Consider the following 24,580-nt stretch of genomic DNA (forward strand, 5'->3'; position numbering starts at 1 on the left):
GATAATATTCTTATTTTATTTATTTAACTAGCTGACTGACTAATATGTCATTATAGCGCGCCGTAAATAACCGAAGTGATTGCGCCGATACCACATAGAACCGTAAAGATTTGTACAGGTTTAGATGTCTTGAGTTTCGCCATTGCAGGGACTTTATTCATTGCAAATATAGGCAGTAAGAACAAGATTGCCGCAATCATTGGTGCGCCCATTGTCTCAATCATACCTAGGATGCTTGGGTTGATGATAGCAACAATCCAAGTTGTAAGAACGATGAAGATTAATGAACCTTTCTGAATTTTACTTACTGGCATTGCTGAGCGAGATTTAATTAGCCCCGTTAGACCTTCATGAGCACCAAGGAAATGACCAAAGTAGCTTGAAGTAATCGCAGCAAGTGCAACGATAGGACCCAAGTAAGAGATAACGCCAGAATCATGAACGTTAGCTAAGTAAGAAAGAATACTAATGTTTTGAGCTTTTGCTTCAGCAAGTTGAGCTGGGTTTAAAGACAATACAACAGAGAATACAAAGAACATCACGAAAACCATCAGCATAAGTGCAGCACCGCCAGTAATACGGTCTGTTTTTTCTGCTGCTTGCTCACCATATTTTAGGCGTTGTTCTTTTGCGAACTGGCTGATGATTGGGCTGTGGTTAAATGAGAACACAATGATTGGAATTGATAACCAAATAACGCTTGGCATTGTTGACCAGTCTGGTGCAACTTCCATCATTGAGGTGTTCCAATCTGGAATTAAGAATACAGAAAGTGCTAAAAGGATAAAGACAAGTGGATATACCATTGCTGACGTTGCTTTCAGCATCAGTTCTTTACCGAATAGAACACCCATTGTCATTAGTGCAATTAAACCACCAGATAATAACCAACGAGGAATTGATTCCATACCGAACTGGTTAACTAAAAAAGAATCAACTGTGTTAGTGATACCTACACCGTAAATTAAAACAATTGGATAAATGGCAAAAAAGTATGCGAAAGTAATAATGTTTGCGCCAGTTTTTCCAAAATGTTCTTCAACAGTATCCGTGATATCTGCATTTTTATCTTTAGCGGATAAAACGAAACGAGCCAATGATTTATGAGAGAACCATGTCATCGGAGCTGCGATTAGAGCAAGAATAACTAATGGCCAAAAACCACCTGCGCCCGCTTTAATTGGTAAGAAAAGAACACCAGCACCGACAGCGGTACCAAATAATGATAGACACCAAGTGATATCTTGATAGTTCCATTTGCTCGACTTTGCCGTTGAGTTAATAGTTGAAGTTGTAGAATTCATAAATTGATTCTCGTTTGAGGTTGATTACTTAACAGGTGCGGATTTTTGCACTTAATTGCGTATAAAAATGGGATCTTAGTCACATGAAATGTTCAGTGATTAAATTTAAAAGAAAAGCGCTGCTTAAGTCACACAATAGCCCTAGCTGAACTGATTTTAAGTATTAGAAAAACTAATTCGATATTTTCTGTTTTGATTTCTTGTTGTCGTGTGTGAATAAGGGTGTTGCAATGTTAAAATTATGATTTTTATCTTTTTAGACTAAAAGATAAAAACTCGATAATAAGAGTGAAAACTTAGTTATTATTTATACGAGGGGAAAATAAGTCAATTTAGGTTAATTTTCGAACGAAATAACGGTATTAAAAGTAAGGTTACCTATAAAGAGTAGTGCGAGTTTATAACAAAATATATTAATATAGCGGTGGTAAAACAGACAGTTTGAAAGGTAGATTGCTATTCATATTTAAAGTCTACTTATATGATCTTTAATTTCTATATATTTTATATTTGAGGCTTTGATGACAAATTCAATTCTTGCCAACACGTTAAAAAGTGTCTTGCCAGCTAATTCTGTAGAAGACAGCTACTCTCGCCGTTATGCATGGTCTACGGATGCCAGTTATTTTCGAATTGTGCCTGAAGTTGTGGTTACAGCGAATTCCCCAGAAGATATTTTAAAGCTGTTACGCGTTGCTAACCGTTTTGAAAAAGGGGTAACATTCCGAGCTGCGGGGACCAGTCTTTCTGGTCAAGCGATTGGTGAAGGTATTTTAGCTCGTTTAGGTTACGATGGCTTCCGCAAGATTGAGATGAATGACGATGCATCGATGGTTTCATTAGGCCCTGCAGTGATTGGCAATGAAGCAAATATAGCACTTGCACCATTTGGTAAAAAAATTGGCCCAGATCCAGCGACATTAAAAGCGTGTATGATCGGGGGTATTGTCTCTAACAATGCGTCTGGTATGTGTTGTGGGACTCACCAAAACAGTTATCAAACCATCGCATCATTAAAATTAATTTTTGCCGATGGATCGCGTTTAGATACCGGAAATGAGCGTTCAAAACTGCATTTTGCACAACGTCATCCTCAATTACTGACTCAATTAGTCACGTTAGCTAAAAACGTTAAATCAGATCCTGAACTTACGGCTCGTATTGCGAAAAAATTCTCAATCAAAAATACCACCGGTTATAGTATTAATGCATTAATCGACTTTACCGATCCTTTTGATATCTTAAACCATTTAATTATCGGTTCAGAAGGGACATTAGCATTTGTCGAAGAAGCAACCTATAACACCGTTGAAGACGCGCCTTATAAAGCAACAGCACTAGCAGTTTTTGATTCAATGGAATTAGCATGTAGTGCAGTACCATTCTTAAAGAAAACACCTGTTGCAGCAGTAGAACTACTGGATTGGCCATCTATTGTGGGTGTGATGGGCAAAGATGGAATGCCCGATTGGTTAGATACATTACCAGAAGGTTCAACGGTACTATTAATTGAAACCCGAGGTAATGCACTCGTCGAAATTAAACAACAAACGAAAGAGATTCTAGCATCTATCGATCAAATTCCAGTATTACGTCCGACTGAGTTTAGTGATGATCCTGATGTTTACACACCGTACTGGGCTATGCGTTCAGGTATTTTTCCAATCGTCGGTGCTGAACGTCCACTTGGTAGTTCAGTGATTATTGAAGATATTGCTTTCCAAGTTGAGCATCTTGCAGCTGCAGCAAAAGATCTTGCTGAACTGTTTGAGAAGTATGGCTACCACGGTGGTTGTATGTATGGACATGCGCTAGCGGGTAACTTCCATTTTATTATTACACCAAGCTTTAATACAAAAGCCGATCAAGAAAATTTTGACCAATTTATGCAAGAAGTGGCAACGATCGTTATTGATAAATATGATGGTTCAATGAAAGCTGAACATGGAACAGGTCGTGCAGTAGCCCCTTTTGTGGAGCAAGAGTGGGGAGAAAAAGCTTATCAAATCATGCAGAAAATTAAAAATATCTTTGATCCTAAGGGTATTTTAAATCCGGGTGTTATTTTAAATAATGATCCTAAATTGCATGTGAAAAATATGAAATTAACAGGAATTGTTGATGAGCTGGTGGATAAATGTATTGAGTGTGGATTTTGTGAATCAAATTGTCCAACGCGCGCATTTACCATGACGCCTCGCCAACGTATTACCACGTTACGTGAAATCAACCGTCTTAAACAAGAGGGGCTGCACAGTGAAGCAGAGGCACTCGCCAGTGAATCACACTATGATGTTGTTGATACTTGCGTTGGTTGCCAGCTTTGTTTTACCCACTGTCCCGTCGATAACAATACGGGACAACTTGTTCGTACATTAAAACAGGTTGAATTAGAGAACAAACCTGTACAACAGAAGTCGTTGGATCTTCAAGCTAAGCATTATAACTTAGTCAATACAGCAACCAATGTTGGCTTTAAAGCGATCAGAGGAGTGCACTCTGTATTAGGTGATAATGCAACCGATCAGTTGATGAAATTAGCTCGCTCTGTTTCTAGTGGTGTTCCCGCGTGGACCGCTGACTTCCCAACAGGAAGCGTTGTACCAAAATCATCAGTAACAGGAGAGAATAAACCGGTTGTTGTTTATTTCCCATCTTGTGGTACTCGCACTTTTGGGGCGACTAAAAAAGATAAAGATAATCGCGCTCTGCCCGAAGTGATGGTTAATTTAATGGAACGTGCAGGTTATGAGGTTCGTGTGATCGATAATGCACGTAAACTATGCTGTGGCCAGATTTGGGAATCAAAAGGTGACTTTACTAATGCTGACTTGAAGCGCGATGAGTTAATGGATCAATTTGAACGCCAAACGGAAAGTGGGCGCTACCCGGTGGTGATTGATGCAGCATCTTGTACTCATAGTGCGTTAAAAAAACATCGTGAAAATCTTGTGGTATTAGATGCCGTTGAATTCTTACACGATCACTTGTTAGATAAGTTAATGATAACACCGAGAAACACGGCTATTTCCATGCATATTGGTTGTTCTGCTCAACATTTAAATCTGGAGAGTAAACTCATGGAAATTGCGAATCGTTGTACGGATTCTATCTTTAGACCGAAAGGGATTTCTTGTTGTGGCTTTGCTGGAGAGAAGGGATTTTATCAACCTGAAATCAACGCAAATGCTCTTCGGACACTCAAAGCGCAGTTACCTAAAGAGGTGAAAGAGGGATACTACGCTAACCGTATGTGTGAATTAGGGTTAACTCATCACTCAGGCATCTCTTATCGCCATATCGCCTATCTTCTTGACGAGTGTAGTCAATAATCAACTTAAATTAAGCGGTGTTATTCACTGCTTTTAGATTTGGATTTAGATAAACCCATTGCTTATTGATCTTAAGTTAGTCATAAGTTGTGGGTTTATATTTTTTTGTCAGATTTAAATGACATCTTTATTTTTTGAAGTGAATAATTATTGATAATTTTCTTTTTGAATTAGTGTGTATATGTAATGGATGAAAATAAACGTTATTTAAGGCAAATACACTATACCTAAAGTAATTGGAGTTGCTAGTAGGCGGCAAGTGAGTGAGGCCCCATGAGTATAGGTGTACTCTATGATTGGGGCGAACGAATACAGCCAACAACCTAGCGACTTCAAGTTTGAAGGGTATATATAACTAATTGCTGATATAACGATTGAATTATGGTTAATTATATAGCATGTCGTCTAATTAATCAGCGATATTGACCTTGTTTTGTTATTTATATGCTATTTTGTTGTTATTGTAAAAATGATGTGGTAAAAGTAATTATTAAAAATAAATTCAATTATTATGAATAGTTAATCGAAATAGATCTGATGACCGATCTCATTTAGTTAGCAATTTTAATCAATTGGAAAACAACATGTTTAAATGGAATTTGAAGTTATGGATTACTTTTTACCTTTGGCGCCTTCTCTACTGGCGTTATTTTTAGCGTTTACTACTAGGCGAGTGATATTATCCTTGTTTAGTGCTGTATTATTAGGTTCTTTGATTGTACACGGCTTTGACCCTGTTCCTTCTGTGGTTGGGGTTTATAAAGAGGGGATCTTTAATCAACTGAATGGCAGTAATGCTCAAATCGTGATCGTGATTACGATTATTTCTGGTTTTGTCTATCTTTTAGAATCTTCAAAATCGATGACTGCGTTCTCTTCTGTAATTACTAAATATGTCAGTACCCCAGCTAAATTAAAGTTTGGCACTTTCTTTTCTGGTCTTGCTATCTTCTTTACCGATTCAGGAAACTCGCTCATTCTAGGGCCGATTTATCGTCCAATTTATGACAAAATGAAAATCTGTCGTGAAAAGTTGGCATTAATTATTGATTCTACATCATCTCCTGTTTGTGTTTTGATCCCGATTATTAGTTGGGGTGTTTACTCGATGGGATTAATGGAAAAGGCGTATAGCAGCGTTGGGTTAGAAAAAGATGGTTTAACCCTCTTTAAAGAAGTGTGGCTATTCCAGTTCTATCCTCTATTAACTCTAGTCGGCATTTTCTTCATTATTCTTTTTGGTGTGAACCTTGGGAAAATGCGAGATGCACAAAAAGTTACTGATAGTGGTGAATTAGATTTAGATAAAGTGATGAATGCGAAAAGTGGCAATAAAGTTGCAGAGAAAGATCCTGCAATTAACTACTCGGCAGTCGCACATTCTGGTGCAAAAACCATTGCAATTGCCCTTGGCTCGTTGTTCGTCTCTATGTTGGTGATGTTTATCTACTTTACCCAAGGTGAACCGGGTTCAAGTGAAGCAAGATTGGTTGGTTCTGAAATTCGTACTTCACTTGCTATCTCATATTCACTGGCTTCTTTAATTACGATTGCAACACTATCTTATTTCAAGATTCAATCGATGGCTCACTCTTCTGAAAAGTTTTTCAAAGGAATGGGGAATATCATTACAATTATCTGTATCTTAATTTTGGCATGGACATTAAGTGATATTCTAAAAGAGTTAGACACAGGCGCGGTAATTGCTACGATGCTTAAAGCGCTGCAATTTCCACCGTGGTTATTAGCGAGTACAATCTTTATTATTGGTGCATTTTTGTCAATAGCGACAGGCTCATCGTGGGGAACGTTTGCTATCTTGATCCCAATTGTTGCGCCGATTGCTTATCATATTGATGCCAGTATTATTATCTGTTTTGGTGCCGCGTTAAGTGGAGGACTGTTTGGTGATCACTGTTCACCTATTTCAGATACAACCGTCTTATCATCAATGTCATCGGGTGTTTCACATATTAGTCATGTAGAGACGCAAATGCCCTATGCGTTAACAACCGCATTTTTCAGTTTTATCGGCTTTATTGTTGCCTCTTTAACCAATTCAACAATGACAGTGGCCATCATGGCGGTTTTACTTGGTAGTTTCTACTTCTTCTATTCTAAAATTAAAAATCGAGGTATTACTCATGAAAACGCTATATCTGCGAGCTGAAACTAAAAAAGGCGAGTGTCGTACTCCATTGACACCATTAGGAACAAAACAACTTGTTGATGCCGGTATTTCGGTTTGGGTTGAAGCGTCTGCAACACGTGCATTTAATGATGATCTGTATCAGCAAGCTGGCGCAACCGTCACACAACGTCCTTGGACTGAGATGGGCAAAGAAACGGTCATTCTTGGCCTAAAAGAGTTACCGGTTACTGATGATGCGATTACTCATCATCACATCTATTTTGCCCATGCCTTTAAAGGTCAAGATGAAGCGCCACAAATCCTGTCACGTTTCCAACGTGGTGGTGGCAAAATTTTTGATATTGAATTCTTAGTGGATGAAAATCAAGCTCGAATTGCAGCATTTGGTTACTGGGCTGGTTTTGTGGGGGCTGGCTTAGGGTTGTTGGGGTATGCGCATTATCGTCAAGCTGACGCTAATGGAGTGGACACTGTTTATCCAAAAGTGATGCCTTATTTAGATCAACAGGCTTTTGTGACGGATATCCAACAAAAATTATCTGCTGTTGAGCACAAAACGAATGTAATGATTATGGGGGCCTTAGGCCGCTGTGGTCGAGGTGCTAATGATCTATTAAAAGCGGTGGGTATTACGAATATTACGGCTTGGGATCGTGAAGAGTACCAACAAGCGAATAAGCCAATTGTTGAAATTCTCGAGCATGATCTGTTTATCAACAGTGTTTATCTTAAAGATAATATTCCACCCATGATAGATATTGATTTATTGCAACAAAATCAGCGCTTGAAAGTGATTAGTGATGTCAGTTGTGATCCAAATAGCACGAATAATCCTATTGCTGTTTATGATGCAATTACAAAAATGGATTCGCCTTTTGTTACCGCAAAAGGAAGTGAACATTATCCGGTTCATGTTCAAGCGATTGATCATTTACCGACACTGTTACCTAAAGAATCAAGTGAAGAGTTTGCTTCAGCCTTGTTACCTCATTTAATGGCATTCTGTCAGGATAAAGAACTTCCTGCAGTATGGCGAAGAGGGTTGGACAGTTTTGAAGTTGCGATGAGTCAGCATTAAATTGTCGCTCATTCGAAGCTATGAATGATGCACGTATAATTATATTTAAGAGAGAAAAGTTATTGATTTAGCTTTTCTCTCTTTTTCTTTATTAAGGAATGGAATGAATTTATTTTTAATCTGGATAAGTGCAATGTTTCCTCTTGTATTTAGTCCTGGGCCAGCAAATATCGTCTTTGCGTCTTCTGGGGCGAAAGTCGGTTTGAAGCGGTCGTTGCCCTTACTGATAGGTATTGATGCTACTTTTTTTATAAAATCGATTGTGATTGGTTTTGGTTTAGGTGAAGTTGTCAAAACACAACCTCAAATTATGAATATGATGCAATTACTGGGTGCAATTTATCTAATTTATTTAGCAATAAAAATGATGAGAAGACCATCGTCTAATATTGGTGAGGTTGAGTCTTTAAGCTTTCGTGATGGAGTGATTGTTCAGTTACTTAATAGTAAAGGTTGGTTACTTGTTCTGATGATGTTTACTTTGTTTAGTGTTGAAGCAAATCAAATATTTGGAGAACAAGGTGTTTATGTTTTGATTTTATGGCTATTTTTACTCAATATTTCCGCTCATGTAGGCTGGATACACGTTGGGATTTTACTTGCTAAACTTTCCCAAAATAGTTCATATCAGAAAGGTTTAAATATTTTTTATGGCAGTTGCTTAATTCTAGTTTCAGGTTGGTTATTAATTGATAACTCAATTTGGCTTAATATTTTGTAATAGATTAATGATTTTTAGTATCTTCATTCATTATATTTTTAGAGATACTTTGTTATATACTTAAGATAATTGGCGTTGCTAGTCGGCGGCAAGTGTGTAAGGCCTCATGAGTATAAATGTGCTATATGATTGGGGCGAACGAGTACCGCCAACAGCCTAGTGACTTCAAGTATGAAGGGTATAACGCTACATGAATGTTGGCAGCTAGTGATCGTTAGTCTCTGAGGTTTATTATTTGTTCAGAATGAAATAGGTAAGTTTTAATTAAGACATTTTCTGAACGACTTGATGGTGATGAGTGTAAATATATTGCAAAATTTAGATGAGCTTCAGGGCTCTGTATTTATCTGGTATAGGATTATCAGGATTGAAAAAGATGATAATTTGAATGCTAATCCAAATTTATCATCTTTTTTAATTTTTAATTTTTAATTAAAGCTACTTAGTTATTTAACAAAGTTATCTAATTGACCTTCAGCCAACGCAGGTGCAAGTCCAGGAGTTAGCGGTAAACGAGGAATAACTAAACAGTGCATGAGGTGGTAGATATCCTGCTTACCATCCCATACCTTGCTTGTTCCCGCTTGGTTATTTGCATCAAGCTCTTGCCACCAAGAACAACCTTCATAGTCAATTAAGTAAGTACGGCAGTAATCCCACCAAGTACGGTAATACTCTTCATACTTCTTATCACCGGTAACCGTAAATAACGCATAAGCAGTACCAATCGCTTCTACTGGTGCCCAACGAATACGCTCACGTACAACAGGCTGACCATCCCAATCGACAGAGTAAACAAAACCAGGTGCGCCATCAACAGACCATGCATCACGTACCGTTGCATCAAATAGACCAATCGCATCTTCAAGTAACCATGCTGGCGTTTCTGCACCAATTGACGTTAGTGTTTCACGTAGGTGACAGATCAGACGCGCCCACTCGATCCAGTGACCAGGTGTACCGCCGTATGCACGGAAATGGCTCGCTGGTGTCTCTTTATTATAATCGGGTAATGTATTCCAATCTGCATCAAAGTGTTCATTAACGCGGTAGTTAAGACCTTTTGCTGTTTTATGGATCATGAAGTCAGTGATATGCAACGCACGATCTAACCATTTTTTATCTTTCGTCACATCATAAACGATAAGGAATGCTTCAACTGAGTGCATGGCTGCGTTGCCGCCACGGTAGTCTTCTGTTTCTGAGAATGTTTCATCCCAAGACTCGTAACACATCTGCTTTTCTGCATCCCAGAAGTGATTCTCATAAACATTGATTGCTTCATCTAATAAAGCTTGAGCACGTGGGTGACCCGTCGTGACCGCACTTGCCGCACCAAGAAGTGCAAAACAATGTTGGTAACCTTGCTTAGAAGCATCGATAATACCTTCGCCTTCATTATCGATAGTCGCGTACCAACCACCATGTTTATTATCTTTTAGTGGACCTTCTAATGCAGCAATACCATGCTCTACAAGATCATAAGCACCAGGGCGTCCCATTAATGCGGCTAAAGAGTAACAATGCAGCATACGTGCCGTGATCCAAAGACGAGTTCCCATCTCTTCACGTACATTGCCATTGTTGCCAATCCAACCGAAACCATTAGGAACAACAGAATTACGGCCAAATTCAAAAATACGGTCTGTTTCAACATCTAGCCAAGCGTTATGAGATTTGGTATTGATCCACTTCATGAGTAACTTCCTTCTTATTATTTATTGAGAAAGAATTTATCACCAAGACGATATCAATTCTGTTACCTATGTATCATTTCTTACATAAACACACAAAAATGGACATCTATTTGTGGGTTTAGTCATATTGATAAATTTTTTTTGTTGTTATTTGTTCATTTTGCTTTTTGTAGGTGAGTAAATAACAAATTAACTGATTGAATAAAATCTAAAAGTTAATACTGATATTGTCGTTTTAGAATGTGTCAAAAAATGTATATTTAGTGGGCAGGTATTCAATAATAAATGAAGTTGTAACCCAGTAGCTCAGCTACAACTTCATGAATATAAGAAGTATACCCTTCATACTTGAATTCGCTAGATTGTTGGCTGTACTCGTTCGCACTAATCATATCGTACACCTATACTCATGGGGTCTCATTTGCTTGCCGTCGACTATTCACTTCAATTGTTTTCGGTACAGATACGTATTTATTATTAAAAAACAGCCAAGTAGGAATAAAAGTTGAGGTTAAATGTGACTTAATAAATATTGAGTGAATTGAAATAATCCACTCAATATGACAGTGTGTATTTTATTTAATCCATTAAACTTTTAGATTTGATCGCTTTTTTAGACAATTCATTAGCAAAAGCGGCAATATCTTGTTCAAATGCTTTGGCAGATACACGAACAGTTTCTACGTCAATCGTTTGCATTTGGCGGTCTCGCATAATCACTTTGCCATTAACAATAGTCGTATCTACATTCCCTGGGTTTGCTTGATAGACAAGAGTTGCGTATGGGTTGTAGTTTGGCATCATGTTTGGCGATTGGGTTTCAACGATGATAATATCCGCTTTTTTACCGACTTCAATCGAGCCAATTTGATCTTCCATATGTAGCGTTCGAGCACCTCCCATGGTTGCCAGTTCAATGACTTGTTCAGGGATCATAATTGTACGATCATCATGTTTGAGTCGTTGCATATTTGCGGTATAAGAAAGCGTGCGCCAAAGATCAACTTGATTTGAACTCATTGGTCCATCCGTGCCTAAACCTAAACGGACATCATCACGATACATATTCCAAGCTGGTGCAATGCCTGTAGCACCTTTCGCATTTGCCATTGGGTTATGAGCGACGCTGGCATCTGCATTTTTAATTAACGTTTGATCAGCTTCTGAAAGGTGAATGCCATGAGCTAATACCATACGCTCATCAAGGACGCCAATTTTGTGTAAGTAATCAACGGGAGATTTAGCATTGTTTTCATCTTTGATACGTTCTTCTTCATGAGGGAATTCTGCAACATGAATAAGAACAGGCACATCTTGCTGCTTTGATAACTTATTTATCTCTTGTAATTTTTCTTTGCTGACGGTGTAGACTGCATGTGGCGCATAAGCTGGAGTGATTAGATCGCTATCTTTATATTCCTCGATAAATGATTGAGCATACTCGATCCCGCCGTAAGGTGTTTTTGCATCGACGACGGGGTATTTAATCACTGTTTCACCTAATACGGCACGTAAGCCAATTTCTGTTGTCGCTTTGGCCATTTCGTCCATGTGATAATACATGTCGGTGTAGGTAGTGACACCACTTTGAGCTAGGTCAACCACGCCAAGCTGAGTCGCGTTATAGATCAATTCTCGGCTCAGTTTTTCACTCTCTAAAGGGAAAAAATAGGCAAAAAGACGGTTAGAGATACCTTCTTCACCAAGGCCTCGAAATGCAATCATAGGTAAATGATTATGAGTATTGATCATACCGGGCATGACAATGCCTTCTTCTGCGTCGATAACATCTTTAGCTTGATACTGTTTGAGAAGAGCTTGATCACCAACCGCAATAATTTTATCGTCCTTGATAACAACAACCCCGTTTTTAAAGGTCTCTTTATCATTGTTGATGGTAAGTATCTGACCATTTTTTATGACTAAGTCAGCATTATAATTTGTTGAAAGGGTAGAGCAGCCGCCTAATAGCAGCGTACTGATGATAACAGCAAGTCCTTTTTTCATTTCAAATCCCAATTTACTTATGTGTTTAATTTAATAATTAATTCTAATTATATTGAGCCAGTATCATAACAAATAACAATAATTATAAATAATGAAAATAGGTAAATATGGGCGACTTAACTCATTTTTCGGGTAGACAAACAGGAAATGATGAGTTGATCGTAATTGAACGCTTCACTAAATAATAATTTAAAACCGAGTAAGCGAATGTATTGAGTGTCGGCTCTATTAATGCCATTAAGCTGCTGGCTACCCAATCTCCTGTTAACAAAAAAACGACAGTGAAAGCAACCGAGAAGTGTACTGTAGCGAAACTTAATGTCTTAATTGTCTGATAGAAACGGAACCGATTTTGAATTCTTATCCACGCTTTTTCGTGAAAATAAAATGCCACTGTGTTGATCATTGGCTCAATCAATGCGATTAAACTGCCTAATAAAAAATCGCCAGTTAATAGATATAAAACAGTGGTAGCGATAGAAAAGTGTAAAAGAGCAAAATAAATTGTTTTTCTCATTGGCGTTATCATCGTCGTCGTCCATTAAAGATTAAATACAACTTAACTATAATGCGAATGATTATCATTTGCAATGTTTGCGTGGGTTTATTTGGCTTTCAATGTGATGAGAGCCTTATCCTTTTAATTTGATAAGACTTTATTTTAATGAGGATAGGGATATGAGATTAATGAGATATAGAGTTGAGTGATCAGGTTTAATGACACGCTTAGATGATAAATTTTCAGAAGATAAAAAAGATAGCCCTAAAATATTTGGAGTTGCTAGTCGGCGGTAAGCAAGTGAGGCTCCATGAGTATAGGTGTACTCTATGATTGGGGGAACGAAGACAGCCAACAACCTAACGATTTCAAGTATGAGGGGTATAGATTTGAAGCTCGCCATCCACATTCACTGTCTCAAAATAGATTTTTTGAAAAAGTGAATGTAAATGGTAATTTCCCCATTTTTCTTGATAGCGATTACTTATTAACAGACAACGTTAAACGATTGAAGTTCTCTTCACACGCTTGATACAATACATTAACTTGTTTTTGAAACAGGTCTTGATCTTGTTTGGATAGCGTGAATCGACGTTCTGCTCTCACTAATTCTTCAAGAGATTGTTGTTTAGGCTGTTTACTGTCTAAACGTATTGAGCCATTTTCCAATGTTCTGAATAACGGCCAAATTCCCGATTCAGTGGCCAGTTTTGAGTGTGTTAAGCTGTTTGATAATTCATAGCCATGCTCAATACACGGGCTATAAGCAACCACAATGGATGGACCATTCCAGTCAGCAGCTTCTTTTAATGCTTTAATCGTTTGATTCATGTTGGCACCCAAGGAAATTTGAGCCACATACACCGCAGGATTATTGACATACATTTCAACTAACTGTTTTTGTTGGTGTATTTTGGTATTGGTTGCTAACTTTGAAGACGTTCCCATTAATGATGCTTTTGAGTGCTGCCCTCCTGTATTCGAGTAACACTGGGTATCCATTACCAAGATATTGATGTTATCTTGTTGATTTAATACGTGGTCGACACCACCAAAACCGATATCATAAGCCCAGCCATCACCACCGACAATCCAAACTGCTTTCTCTCTTAAGTGATCAAATTCTTCTTTTAATGATGAATATTCACTAAAGTTCGATGCCAACTCGCTGAGCTTGTGTTGTTGTTCAGCATTGCTGTATTCGCCATCAAGATAAATATCAGTTAACTGTTGTTTTAATTCTTGGTTTTCAAGGCTGTCTAATAAACGAAGAGCGCGACGTCGATTTTGATCGGCCGCGAGTCTAAATCCGAGACCAAATTCTGCATTATCTTCAAACAGTGAGTTCGCCCAAGCGGGTCCTTGTCCAAACTCATTCTTGGTATAAGGTGTTGTCGGTAGGTTGCCGCCATAAATAGAAGAACAACCTGTGGAATTGGCGATATACAGGTGGTCGCCAAACATTTGAGTTAATAGTTTGATATAACCCGTTTCACCACAACCCGAGCATGCGCCAGAGAATTCAAACATGGGATCAACGGTTTGAATTGACTTCACATCGATACGACGTAGTGATTCAATATCACTATCTTGTAATGGCTCAAATTCTTGATAACGACGTTTTTCAGTCTCATAAACATCTGGCTTAGCCACCATATTCAGTGCTTTATGGTCAGGCGCTTTACGATCTTTTGCTGGACACGCCTGAACACACACTTCACACCCAGTGCAATCATCAACAGAAACTTGTAAAGAGTAGAGTAAGCCAGCGTTATCTCGACCTTTTGCATCAACCGTCAATAGATCTTCACAATCAACAATGGTTTCTGGTTCGATATATTTGGCACGAATCGCAGAATGAGGGCAGACAACGGTACAGTAACCACATTGTGTACAGAGGTCTTGATCCCAAATTGGAAGGTGTGAAGCGATATCACGTTTTTCCCACTTTGCGGTATCCGTAGGCCAACTTCCATCAACGGGGAACATTGAAACAGGTAACGAATCACCTTCTCCTTCAAGTAATTTAGCTGTGACTTTTTGGACAAAGTCGGGTGCGTTTGTTGGAATTAATGGTGTAACAGGTTGATTAATTACGGTTAGGTTTTTTAAAGAAACGTGCATTAATTGATCTAATGTTGCATTGACTGCCGCAATATTATTATCAACAATCGCTTGTCCTTTTTTACCATAGCTTTTATTAATCGCAGCGAGTAATGCTTTTTTAGCTTGATCGGTATTGACTTGATCCATAACGGCTAATAGTGACATTTGCAGTATGGTATTCACCTTATTACCAAGGTGACTTTGGTATGCAATTGCGGAAGCATCAATTAAATACATGGGATTATTGTTGTTAATTAGAGCCTCTTGTACCACCGTCGGAATCAACGTCCATAATGCTTCGATTGATAGGTGAGTATTAATCAGTATCACCGAACTTGGTCGTAACAATGTTTCTAATTTTAAGTTGGCAATAAAATTAATATCACTAATCGAGAGATAATCTGCCTGAGTGATCGGGTAGGTTGACTGAATGGGTGACTGACTGATGCGAATGTGAGAGGTTGTCATTCCCCCTGATTTCTTAGAATCGTAAATAAAATTAGCTTGTGCAAATAAGCCAGTAGTTTCACCAATTAATTTAGTGGTACTTTTTGCCGCACCGACTGAACCATCGCTTCCGCGACCGACAGAGATAATTGACTGGTGAGTCAGGCTTGGGATATCAAAATTAACCATTGGCAAACTTAAGTGGGTGATATCATCAATGATACCGCTAGTAAAACGATGTTTAATCTCACGTCGTTGTTTTTTTAATTCATCAAAAATAGCGGTGACACAACCTGGAGTGAAAGCTTTTGAAGATAGACCATATCGGCCATTGATGATGAGGGAAGTTGTTCAAATTCACCTTTTTGATAAGCGTCACTAATCACAGATAACACGTCTAAATAGAGAGGCTCTGCATGAGCACCCGCTTCTTTTGTTCGATCAAGTACCGCGATTTTCTTAACACTTTTGGGTAAAATTGATAGGAAATGTTTTGCAGAAAATGGGCGATAAAGGTGAACAGAGAGTACGCCGACACTTTCACCTTGAGCGGTTAAATACTCGACGGTTTCTTTAATGGTGGTTAAGCTTGAACCCATCGCAATAATAACCGAATCTGGATTTTCAGCACCAAAATAGCTAAATGGTTGATAGAAGCGGTTAGTTTTCTCTGCAAACTCATTCATCACCTCTTCAACAATATCAGCACAATTGTCATAATAAATATTGGCCGCTTCGCGAGACTGGAAGAAGGTATCTGCATTGGCACTGGTTCCACGAATAGTCGGTGCAGAAGGTGTTAACGCACGCTCTCTAAATGCATTCATTGCCTCGTTATCGAGCATTTCACTCATTGTTGAATCAGGTAATAACTCAATGGTTTGTAATTCATGAGAGGTTTGGAAGCCATCAAAAAAATGGATAAATGGAAGACGACTTTTAAACGTTGCCAAATGAGAGATAAAAGCAAAATCTTGTGCTTGTTGAACAGAATCAGCACTTAAAATGGCACAACCTGTTTGACGAACCGCCATAATATCAGAGTGGTCACAAAATATTGATAGCGCATGAGACGCAACCGTTCGAGCAGCAACATGAAGAACGAAAGGGGTTAACTCTCCAGCCAGCTTATATAAAGTCGGGATCATTAATAATAATCCCTGAGAGGAGGTAAATGTCGTTGCTTGAGAGCCTGCCATTGCAGCACCATGGACGGTTGCAATAGCGCCAGCTTCAGATTGCATCTCAACAATATTAGGAATGTCATCTAATAAGTTTGGTGTCTCTTTGGCAGCCCAAAACTCAGAGTGTTCAGCCATTGGTGAACTTGGTGTTATTGGGTACATCGCAATCATATCACTATTTTTATAAGCAATATTTGCTACCGCTTGGTTACCATCAATTACAATCATCTCTTTACCTTTATCTTCAAGATTATTTTTACGATTATAATCTACTCTAATTAAGAAATAGTGTATCTAAATTGAAAGTTAAAATTGATAAAAAGAATAGTTAAATATGAGCCTGATATATTTACACCCTCATACTTGAAGCTGGTCGGTTATTTTCGTTCAATCCCTTAAATAGTACACTTATATTCAAGGGGCTTACTTAATTACCATTGACTAGCAACGCCAATCTCTTTGGGTATATAAAGTTATTTGTTTATTAAGTGGTAGTGATTATTTCTGATTAATTTGAATTCAGCGTCAATAATTCATGAGTTAGATATCTATTGATGAATAGGACTGCGGTGTAAATATGTTAATAAACAATCAGGTAAGTTCACATTATATCTTTAATTATTTATTGGTAGTAATAAACTACCCCTTAATTGGTATTTAAGTTAACATTTGTAAAATCTTATATTCTAAAATGGAACCTACATTATTTAAGGTTAATGTGTTCTTATACGCGTCATCGAACAGATACATTTTATTAATTTAGATATTTAAAGCTACAAAGTTATAACATAAGTAGTGATTGTTTATCTGAGTTAAATATTAAGTTTAATTAACAAATCCATATATTGAGTATTTATTTATGAATAATATCAAGATTAAGGGTTCAGCTTCAAACGGCTTATTGGGTGCAACTATTGCATTCTTTGTCGGTTTTGCTGCTGTTGCTCTTTTCGGTCCAACTGCCGTTAAATTTAAAGCATTAATGCAACTAACTCCTATTGAAGCAGGTTTCTTGGTAGCTATGCCTATGCTATCTGGCTCTCTTCTTCGAATTCCTTTTGGTGCATGGGTTGAATCGAACGGTGGTGTTAAACCAATTCGTATCTTACTTTGCTTATCAGTAATTGGTTTAGCGGGTTTAGCTCTTTTTGTTAATCTAGTTCCTGAGAGTCAAATTACAGCAGCTTATTATCCGTTATTGATTGTTTTAGCTCTATTATCTGGTTGTGGTATTGCTACCTTCTCTCCAGGTATCGGTCAAACCTCATATTGGTACCCACAAAAAACTCAAGGTACTGCATTAGGTGCTTTCGGTGGATACGGTAACATTGCACCGGGTATTTTCTCTCTATTTATTCCATTTGCAATTGCTGCATTTGATTTAAGTGGTGCATATATTATCTGGTTAGTGATTCTTGTTGTTGGTGTGATTATCTACTTCAAAATTGGTTGTAACGCATGGTTCTTCCAGTACAAAGCAGCCGGTAAAACATCTGAAGAAGCGAAGAAGCTAGCTAAGAAAGATGGACAAGAAATCTTTCCTGAAGGTGGTGCGGTTGATTCTCTTAAACTTGCTATCTCTGAGAAAAGTACTTGGTTATTCATCATTATTTACTTCACAACATTCGGTGGTTTCTTAGCACTGACTGCTTGGTTACCAACTTACTGGCATGGCGGTTACGGTTTCGGTAAAATGGCTGGCGTAACAACAGGTCTATTTGCAATCATCTCATCTATTATTCGTGCGCAAGGTGGTAAACTAGCGGATAAGATTGGTGGTGTTAAAGGCACAACGATTGGTCTTGTTATCCTAGCAATCGGTGCATTTATTATGGCTGAGTTTGCTCCTGTTACTATGCAGTTAATCGGTGCATTAGGTATTGCTGCGGGCATGGGTATTACTAACGCATCTGTATTTAAAGTTATTCCTGAGGTTTCTCCTCATGCGGTATCAGGTGTTGCTGGTCTTGTTGGTGGTCTTGGTGCATTAGGTGGTTTTATTATCCCACCGGTTATGTCTAAAGTTATCGGTAATTCAGGTGCTTCTGCTTACCACAACGTACTTTGGATCTTTGTTGCTTTAGCAATTATTTCAATTATTTCAAACTTAATCCTTGGCGCAAGTATTAAAAAAACGAAATAAGTTGAATTAAGATTTACCATCGATGATAGGTCGATGGAAGTGAGTAACCGCTCTACAGTTTGTCATCTAAACGTGACAGGGTAGAGCGGTTTTTTTTGTTTAAAACGCCATTAATAAATTGATTGTAAAATTAACGCCTCCCTCATTAACCGGTAGAATCTGAATAGTTTCGCTATATTATATTTCCTGCTATTTCTCCTATATTTTGAACTATACTTCAGTAAATAAGAGTACATACTCAATAGATATCAGTTATTAAGGTCAACGTTTGCGAGAAAAATACACACTATCTGAAGATGTCATTTTTGATCCTAAAGAACATACAATCACCTCACTAGAGCAGGTTTTGAACCTGGATTCTCGCGTATCGGCTTTATTACTCTATTTGTGTCGGCATGCTAATGAGTTTAACTCTAACCAGCAAATTTTAGATGAAGTCTGGGCAGGAAAAGTCGTTACTACAGCCAGTGTAAGTAAAGGGATCTCTAAACTTAGAAAAGATCTTGCTGAATTCGAACTCGATGATCTGCTTCTAAATAGAAGTAAATTGGGTTATCAATTCTGTTTACCTAAGCAAAAAGAGACGGCTAAAAACACCAATAAATGGTTATGGATTGTCATTATTGCGCTAGTCACGGTCGTGATAAGCGTCGGTGGCTATCACTTGTATCGCGAACATACGAAAAATGAAGACATTAATCCTTATAAAATAAATCTTATCATAGACAAAAAATTATTTAAGCAACGAAATGGCTTAGCTATTGCTTCAAGTATCTATTTTTCTTCTCAATTTATGAGCTATAAGTTGGATGAATCTCGAAACGTGTTAGGTGCTTATACTGTTGAGTATAAGTTAGAAGATGAAAATGTTCATTTTAGAATCATTGATAATTCAAATGATGAGATAAAAGAAGAGCGTTTCTATGATGTAAATGGTGATTCAACTCTGCTTGTTAATAATACTGTCGCTGATTTATTACGTTTCTTTAATCCGACCAAAGAGAATGATTATGATCGTTATATTCATAAAAATAGGGAAGAGCTAACAGTAATACAAAAATATTTACTAGATGGTGAAAGTTATTTTATTGATTATTTAACCGGTGTGACTGAAGTGGATGCCTTCCAAAAAGGGTTGATTCAGACGGTTGAGGAGATGAAGCAAGAAGATATTAACCACCCATTATTTTGGTTCATCTATTTAAATAATGTGAATCATATGTATGCATTGGGTGATGTATCTGTAGATGAGGTAAAAGAACTGACCAGCTTGATTACCAATAAGCTTAATGAAAAAGTTAAATTCCCTTACTATGAACGTTATTACTCTGCGGTAGAAGCGATGACACTTTTTTACAATGGTAAATATGATCAGTCACTTGAACTCCTGTTAAATGATTATAGTCCAAATCGATTACAGGTTACGTTAGTTTTAATTGGTAAACTTTTGCAATATAAAGGTCGAAATACAGAAGCTAAGTTTTATTATAGAAAAGCGTTTGATAAATATAGTGATGAACAAGCTGAAAAAATAGCTGTCATTTATCAATCACTATTTTTTAAATCTGAAATTATTCGCTAAGTTTTTTCTTTTTCCTTTAAAGACTAAAAAAGCCAGAATCTTATTATGTTGAATTAGATTCTGGCTTTAAATTTTTTTTGTGAAGAATATTATACTCTTCATACTTGAAGTCGCTAGGTTGTTGGCGTCGCTCATTCGCCCCAATCATAGAGTACAGCTATACTCATGAGGCCTCACTCACTTACCGCCTACTAGCAACGCCAATTATTTTTGGTATATACGCTTTATCTTTTGAACGAATACTCTAGATAAAACAGAGTGTAAGTGTTGAATAAAGGTTTAATCCTTGATGATCAGAACCTGCTGCATTTCGGCTTCCAGCGGCAACACGATTAAGTAGAGTCATGGAGGGATTATTGATGTCAATTGTGTCTACAACATAACTTTTCATTGCTGAACCGCCATCGACAACTATCGCATTGATTATCTTTTCTCCATCCAATAGGTCATTACGTTCGTTTTGTAATAGGGAAACTAGATTACTGACATCAACAATATTTGCTCCGATGCTCATCTGGTGGCGACCATCAAATAATAGGTAACCGATGCTTTTTTCTGTTTGGAACAGTAGCCCAGCAGGTTCTCGTATTTCTGGATCGAAATTGTTGGTCTCTTTTGCTGTTTTCGCAATCGGAGAGTTAATATTCGCAATTTGATGTAATGACGCTTCAGCATCTTTTGCTGAGTGATTTTCACCGGTAACAACAATGGGTTGGCCATTGATAACAGAAGGAACTAACCCACCGTAGATATGTGAATATTGTTCAAAGTCGATCGTTGAGCTAAATGGAGTCACATCAACGTGGGTACCAATCTTTAGGTCAGTATCAAAGAGTGTCTGATAGTGCTCTTTTGTTATCGATAAGATCACCCCAAAAGAAGGCAGAGGACATTCACCATGCCAGATTTTTACTACTTGTTCTTGCGGTGTATCACCGTCACCTTGATTAGCGATAAAAAGATTAACTCTATTATTTAGCGGAAGTATTGGTGCAAAGTCGATAGACTCACCTGAATGTTCAACATGTAAATTACTGTCAAAAAGAGCAATATCAATCTCTTTAAGTTGAGAGAAATCAGGATTTATCTCTTGAATATCAAAGCTAGTTTTATTGATAGTCAGCTTAAAACGATCAACCTGTAAATTAGCGATAATAGATGTGTTCCCTTTTTTATCAATGGCAACGGCACTGTGATGGGCACTCGGAAATCCGGATCGGAGCCCTGTATCATCATTTATCGCATAAAAGCCAAGATAAGAAAGAGATTCAGGTAGCTGAAAATCAGGATTTTGATAACGATTAGCATGAGACCAAGGATGATTACCACAATTCAACTCTTTGGTCATAAAATATCCAAGATTAGAGATTAACCCATGATATTGTGGTTCATCAAAAAGGCGTTGATTTAGATTAACTAGTTGATCTTGATTAAAATGGTAACGCACTTTGCTGCTTGCAACTAAGTTTTGGTTGACTTTAATAATAGAAATTGAAGTACTGGTTAATGGTTCTGGTTGCTCAATAATTTGATAGTCAAAACGATTAGGAAGTTGTTGAGGATTTACCTTTGGCATTGCAACGTGAATGCGTTTTAAAGATAATTCAGGTCGTTGCTGTTTTAATATGGCAAACTGTTGTTTCAATTCATTTTCAAAAGCAGTCGTGGAATCCCCAAACAGGGGGTTTCCCTTTTTACCTTCTTTTAATTCGTATCCAACTTGAGCTTCAGGATTAAAATAACGACCTGCGTCAATTACCATAGGTTGCCAATCATTGGCTGTTATCTTTTGAAATGATGACATAAATTATAATATCCTGTTTTTATTATTCGATTTTTTAAAGCTGGTATGAAGAGTATAAAGCCTATTAATCTTTTAATAGGCTTTATTTGAAGTCGCTAGGTTGTTGGCTGCAGTCGCTCGTCCTAATCATATAGTACAGCTATACTCATGGGCTTCACTCACTTGCCGTCTACTAGCAACGCCAATTATTTAGGTATAATATTTTTTAATGGCCTAAAAATATTTAGTAGGCGAGTTTATATAAAGGAATCATTGCAGCCCCTGTAGCTGCGACCTTATTTCCTGAAATCATGGCAGGTGTTAATATAGGCATTGGCTGTTCAGGGTTATTTAATTTCTCAAAATGCTGATTACTCATTTTACATAACTGATTTAACAGTTTATTCGGGAGTAAACCACCAATAATGATCTCTTCTGGATCACAGATAGCATTGATATAATAAAGAGCAGAGATAAGCTGAAGATGGGTTTTATCTAACCATTGATCAACACGCTCTTTATTTGAATCTAATAAACCATCTAAACTCTGCTCTCTAAATGGGCTCGGTTCTGGCAGACCTAATTCTTCATATAAACAAGTTAACGATGGACGATTAGTTAAATCGGGGAAAAGTTTTCCGATTCTACCCGCATTATTATGAGCTCCACGATAAGCATTGCCTGAGTGGAAATGACCACCACCGATACCGTAACCCAAATACAGATAGAAAAAGTTGGCATCATTCTGTTTTTTTGAACAGATAAACTCCCCGAGAGAAGCGGCATTAGCGTCATTATCAATCCAACATGGTACTTGAAAGTACTGACTGATTCGTTCTGTCAGTGTTGGATCTTCCCATGCTTTTAAATGGGGAGGCATAATTAATGCGCCAGTATTGTGTTCAAAGTTACAACTGGTCGTTATTCCAACACCAATCAATTTACTTAATGCATCACTATGGGTGATTTTCATCACTTCAAACAATGCAGTTAATTCAGGTATTGCCAGTTCAGGACTAGAAAAAATTCCAGAGATTGAGTGGGAGCTAATAGATTCACCAGCAAAATCTACAAGTTCGATGCTGATTTTTTCTAATTCGATGTTAATACCCAAACTATATGCATAATCTTGTTGAATACCAATTTCAATTCCCGGTTGCCCGCGTTTATTTTTCTGTTTGCCTAACTCCGTTAATAAACCATCCAATAACATCTTTTTGGTTATTTTTGTAATTGCGGCTGGCGTTAAACCAGAGAGTTCTGCCAGCTCTGCACGAGTTATTGGTGCATTACGTTGGATTAAAGAAAGCAATCTTCGTTGTGTGGGAGAACTAAAATCGTGCACAAAATGTCCTATTGTTGAGCTAAAGTGGCCCTACTCAAATTCATGAGCAGGGCAGTTTATTTTACATTAATACGTTTTCAACAAACTCTTTTTTTGCTTCTTTTGCGTAGTCTGATGTGAAAAATTCAGAACTATAACCACGTTGTGCCTGATCAACCAGTGCATTCGAGTCATCTGAGTCTGGGTGCTGTGGAGCCGCTCCAAAGGTTGCATTTAACTCAGTTTGCACTTTTGCTGATGTGATCCAGTTAATAAATAGAGCTGCAGCCGCTTTATTTTTAGCATTTTTTGGGATCATGATGATGTTACCGCCACCAGGCATACCAAACTCAGGAATATAGAATTTGATACGTTTAGTGATAGCCCCTTTCTTTTGAAGACCGGCTAAGTGATCTTCCCACGCGGGTGCCATGCTGATTTCACCATCATTAATACGGGTTAAACTATCTGCATTTGATGATGTGATGATGATGTTGTCTTCATTTTGATCAAACCAATCCCAAGCTTTAGACCAAGATTTAATTGCTGTTTTATCCATGGTATTGGTAAAAAATACGTTGTTCTTACCTGATGTGTAATAAATAGCACGTTGAATGAAGGCGTTACCTGCACCACCTTTGTTTGGATCATTAACACCAAACTGTTCAGGGTGAGTTTGAACCCAAGTTGTTAGTTGGTCAAAAGTCTGTGGTAATGTTGCTTCATCAACACGCATTGGATCGTAAGCAAAACCTGTCTGATTACCCCAGAATGCGTAACCGTAACCTTTGGTATCAACACCAACAAGTTTTGTGCGTAATTTATCGCTTCCCGGAAGAATGTTAGTTAATGGGCCATAAACCACACCACTATTCACCATCATTGGTAACTTAACGGTATCAAGTGCCATGACATCAATGTTGCCTTTTTCGCGTTTTCCTTCAGCTAACAGTTTATTACGGTTACCTGACTCATTTCCTTCTGGAACTCGAACTTTAATTCCATACTCTGCTTCAAATTGGCGGAAGAACTTACGGAATTCTGGCTGTAAATACCAGATATAAGCGCTCACCATTTTTTCTTCTTTCGCTTGAGTGACAATCTCATCCCAAGTCATTTTATTAAGATCGTAAGCAAAAGCTTGGCTAGATAGTGCAGTCAGAGTCGCTGCAAGTGCGATTTTTTTCATCATTGTTATATTCTCTACTTTTGTGTTTGTCT

Annotated in this window: 15 protein-coding genes; 6 read left to right on the plus strand and 9 right to left on the minus strand. The window is 37.8% G+C overall.

The window, feature by feature from the left end; genetic code table 11:
* Positions 1-50: 50 nt before the first annotated feature.
* Positions 51-1,304, minus strand: coding sequence for an aromatic amino acid transport family protein (locus tag L0B53_RS13150; protein ID WP_235060065.1), 1,254 nt, complete (start codon positions 1,302-1,304; stop codon positions 51-53).
* A 521-nt stretch (positions 1,305-1,825) separates the two neighbouring features.
* Between L0B53_RS13150 and L0B53_RS13155 the strand changes: the two genes are divergently transcribed.
* The 4 genes from L0B53_RS13155 (at position 1,826) to L0B53_RS13170 (ending at position 8,587) form a co-directional block, all read left to right on the plus strand.
* Positions 1,826-4,636 (plus strand): FAD-binding and (Fe-S)-binding domain-containing protein, encoded by a 2,811-nt coding sequence (locus L0B53_RS13155; RefSeq protein WP_235060066.1) that lies wholly within the window; start codon positions 1,826-1,828, stop codon positions 4,634-4,636.
* Positions 4,637-5,243: 607 nt separating this feature from the next.
* Positions 5,244-6,806: a Na+/H+ antiporter NhaC family protein gene (locus L0B53_RS13160; RefSeq protein WP_235060067.1), complete on the plus strand. Its 1,563-nt coding sequence runs from the start codon at positions 5,244-5,246 to the stop codon at positions 6,804-6,806.
* On the plus strand, positions 6,781-7,866 hold the full coding sequence (locus L0B53_RS13165) for a saccharopine dehydrogenase (protein ID WP_235060068.1): 1,086 nt from the start codon (positions 6,781-6,783) through the stop codon (positions 7,864-7,866). Before L0B53_RS13160 ends, L0B53_RS13165 begins: the two co-directional genes overlap by 26 nt.
* 103 nt (positions 7,867-7,969) lie before the next feature.
* Positions 7,970-8,587, plus strand: a complete 618-nt coding sequence (locus L0B53_RS13170) for a LysE family translocator (RefSeq protein ID WP_235060069.1) — start codon at positions 7,970-7,972, stop codon at positions 8,585-8,587.
* A 446-nt stretch (positions 8,588-9,033) separates the two neighbouring features.
* On the opposite strand, the gene L0B53_RS13175 is transcribed toward L0B53_RS13170, so the two are convergent.
* The 5 genes from L0B53_RS13175 to L0B53_RS13195 form a co-directional block, all read right to left on the minus strand.
* The gene (locus L0B53_RS13175) at positions 9,034-10,284 is read right to left on the minus strand and encodes an AGE family epimerase/isomerase (protein WP_235060070.1); all 1,251 of its coding nucleotides are present in this window, start codon (positions 10,282-10,284) and stop codon (positions 9,034-9,036) included.
* A gap of 579 nt (positions 10,285-10,863) precedes the next feature.
* Positions 10,864-12,291, minus strand: a complete 1,428-nt coding sequence (locus L0B53_RS13180; protein ID WP_235060071.1) for an amidohydrolase — start codon at positions 12,289-12,291, stop codon at positions 10,864-10,866.
* Between the two features lie 121 nt (positions 12,292-12,412).
* A complete protein-coding gene (locus L0B53_RS13185) occupies positions 12,413-12,808 on the minus strand; it encodes a DUF2061 domain-containing protein (protein ID WP_235060072.1) in 396 nt (131 codons plus the stop codon).
* Positions 12,809-13,270: 462 nt separating this feature from the next.
* Entirely contained in the window at positions 13,271-15,532 is a 2,262-nt protein-coding gene (locus tag L0B53_RS13190) for a 2-oxoacid:acceptor oxidoreductase family protein (protein WP_235060073.1), read from the minus strand.
* Between the two features lie 74 nt (positions 15,533-15,606).
* Positions 15,607-16,755 carry a hypothetical protein gene (locus L0B53_RS13195; RefSeq protein WP_235060074.1) on the minus strand — a complete coding sequence of 383 codons (1,149 nt, stop codon included), beginning with the start codon at positions 16,753-16,755 and terminating at the stop codon, positions 15,607-15,609.
* A gap of 631 nt (positions 16,756-17,386) precedes the next feature.
* Between L0B53_RS13195 and L0B53_RS13200 the strand changes: the two genes are divergently transcribed.
* Positions 17,387-18,670: a nitrate/nitrite transporter gene (locus L0B53_RS13200; RefSeq protein ID WP_235060075.1), complete on the plus strand. Its 1,284-nt coding sequence runs from the start codon at positions 17,387-17,389 to the stop codon at positions 18,668-18,670.
* Positions 18,671-18,938: 268 nt separating this feature from the next.
* Entirely contained in the window at positions 18,939-20,252 is a 1,314-nt protein-coding gene (locus L0B53_RS13205; protein WP_235060076.1) for a winged helix-turn-helix domain-containing protein, read from the plus strand.
* Between the two features lie 244 nt (positions 20,253-20,496).
* Here L0B53_RS13205 and L0B53_RS13210 read toward each other — a convergent pair whose 3' ends face one another.
* The 3 genes from L0B53_RS13210 to L0B53_RS13220 form a co-directional block, all read right to left on the minus strand.
* Positions 20,497-22,056 (minus strand): hypothetical protein, encoded by a 1,560-nt coding sequence (locus L0B53_RS13210; protein ID WP_235060077.1) that lies wholly within the window; start codon positions 22,054-22,056, stop codon positions 20,497-20,499.
* Between the two features lie 223 nt (positions 22,057-22,279).
* Complete coding sequence (locus L0B53_RS13215) at positions 22,280-23,380, minus strand: ROK family transcriptional regulator (protein ID WP_235060078.1); 1,101 nt, start codon at positions 23,378-23,380, stop codon at positions 22,280-22,282.
* Between the two features lie 61 nt (positions 23,381-23,441).
* Positions 23,442-24,551: an extracellular solute-binding protein gene (locus L0B53_RS13220; RefSeq protein WP_235060079.1), complete on the minus strand. Its 1,110-nt coding sequence runs from the start codon at positions 24,549-24,551 to the stop codon at positions 23,442-23,444.
* Positions 24,552-24,580: the final 29 nt, after the last annotated feature.

The organism is Vibrio sp. SS-MA-C1-2, assembly GCF_021513135.1.
Taxonomy (GTDB): Bacteria; Pseudomonadota; Gammaproteobacteria; order Enterobacterales; family Vibrionaceae.

What these genes read in the sequence shown, in the direction of transcription:
- L0B53_RS13220 (WP_235060079.1), bottom strand. Translation starts at nt 24,551, where the DNA reads ATGATGAAAAAAATCGCACTTGCAGCGACTCTGACTGCACTATCTAGC.
- L0B53_RS13210 (WP_235060077.1), bottom strand. Translation starts at nt 22,056, where the DNA reads ATGTCATCATTTCAAAAGATAACAGCCAATGATTGGCAACCTATGGTA.
- L0B53_RS13185 (WP_235060072.1), bottom strand. Translation starts at nt 12,808, where the DNA reads ATGAGAAAAACAATTTATTTTGCTCTTTTACACTTTTCTATCGCTACC.
- L0B53_RS13150 (WP_235060065.1), bottom strand. Translation starts at nt 1,304, where the DNA reads ATGAATTCTACAACTTCAACTATTAACTCAACGGCAAAGTCGAGCAAA.
- L0B53_RS13175 (WP_235060070.1), bottom strand. Translation starts at nt 10,284, where the DNA reads ATGAAGTGGATCAATACCAAATCTCATAACGCTTGGCTAGATGTTGAA.
- L0B53_RS13160 (WP_235060067.1), top strand. Translation starts at nt 5,244, where the DNA reads ATGGATTACTTTTTACCTTTGGCGCCTTCTCTACTGGCGTTATTTTTA.
- L0B53_RS13195 (WP_235060074.1), bottom strand. Translation starts at nt 16,755, where the DNA reads ATGATTGTAATTGATGGTAACCAAGCGGTAGCAAATATTGCTTATAAA.
- L0B53_RS13180 (WP_235060071.1), bottom strand. Translation starts at nt 12,291, where the DNA reads ATGAAAAAAGGACTTGCTGTTATCATCAGTACGCTGCTATTAGGCGGC.
- L0B53_RS13165 (WP_235060068.1), top strand. Translation starts at nt 6,781, where the DNA reads ATGAAAACGCTATATCTGCGAGCTGAAACTAAAAAAGGCGAGTGTCGT.
- L0B53_RS13200 (WP_235060075.1), top strand. Translation starts at nt 17,387, where the DNA reads ATGAATAATATCAAGATTAAGGGTTCAGCTTCAAACGGCTTATTGGGT.
- L0B53_RS13155 (WP_235060066.1), top strand. Translation starts at nt 1,826, where the DNA reads ATGACAAATTCAATTCTTGCCAACACGTTAAAAAGTGTCTTGCCAGCT.
- L0B53_RS13190 (WP_235060073.1), bottom strand. Translation starts at nt 15,532, where the DNA reads ATGGTTAATTTTGATATCCCAAGCCTGACTCACCAGTCAATTATCTCT.
- L0B53_RS13170 (WP_235060069.1), top strand. Translation starts at nt 7,970, where the DNA reads ATGAATTTATTTTTAATCTGGATAAGTGCAATGTTTCCTCTTGTATTT.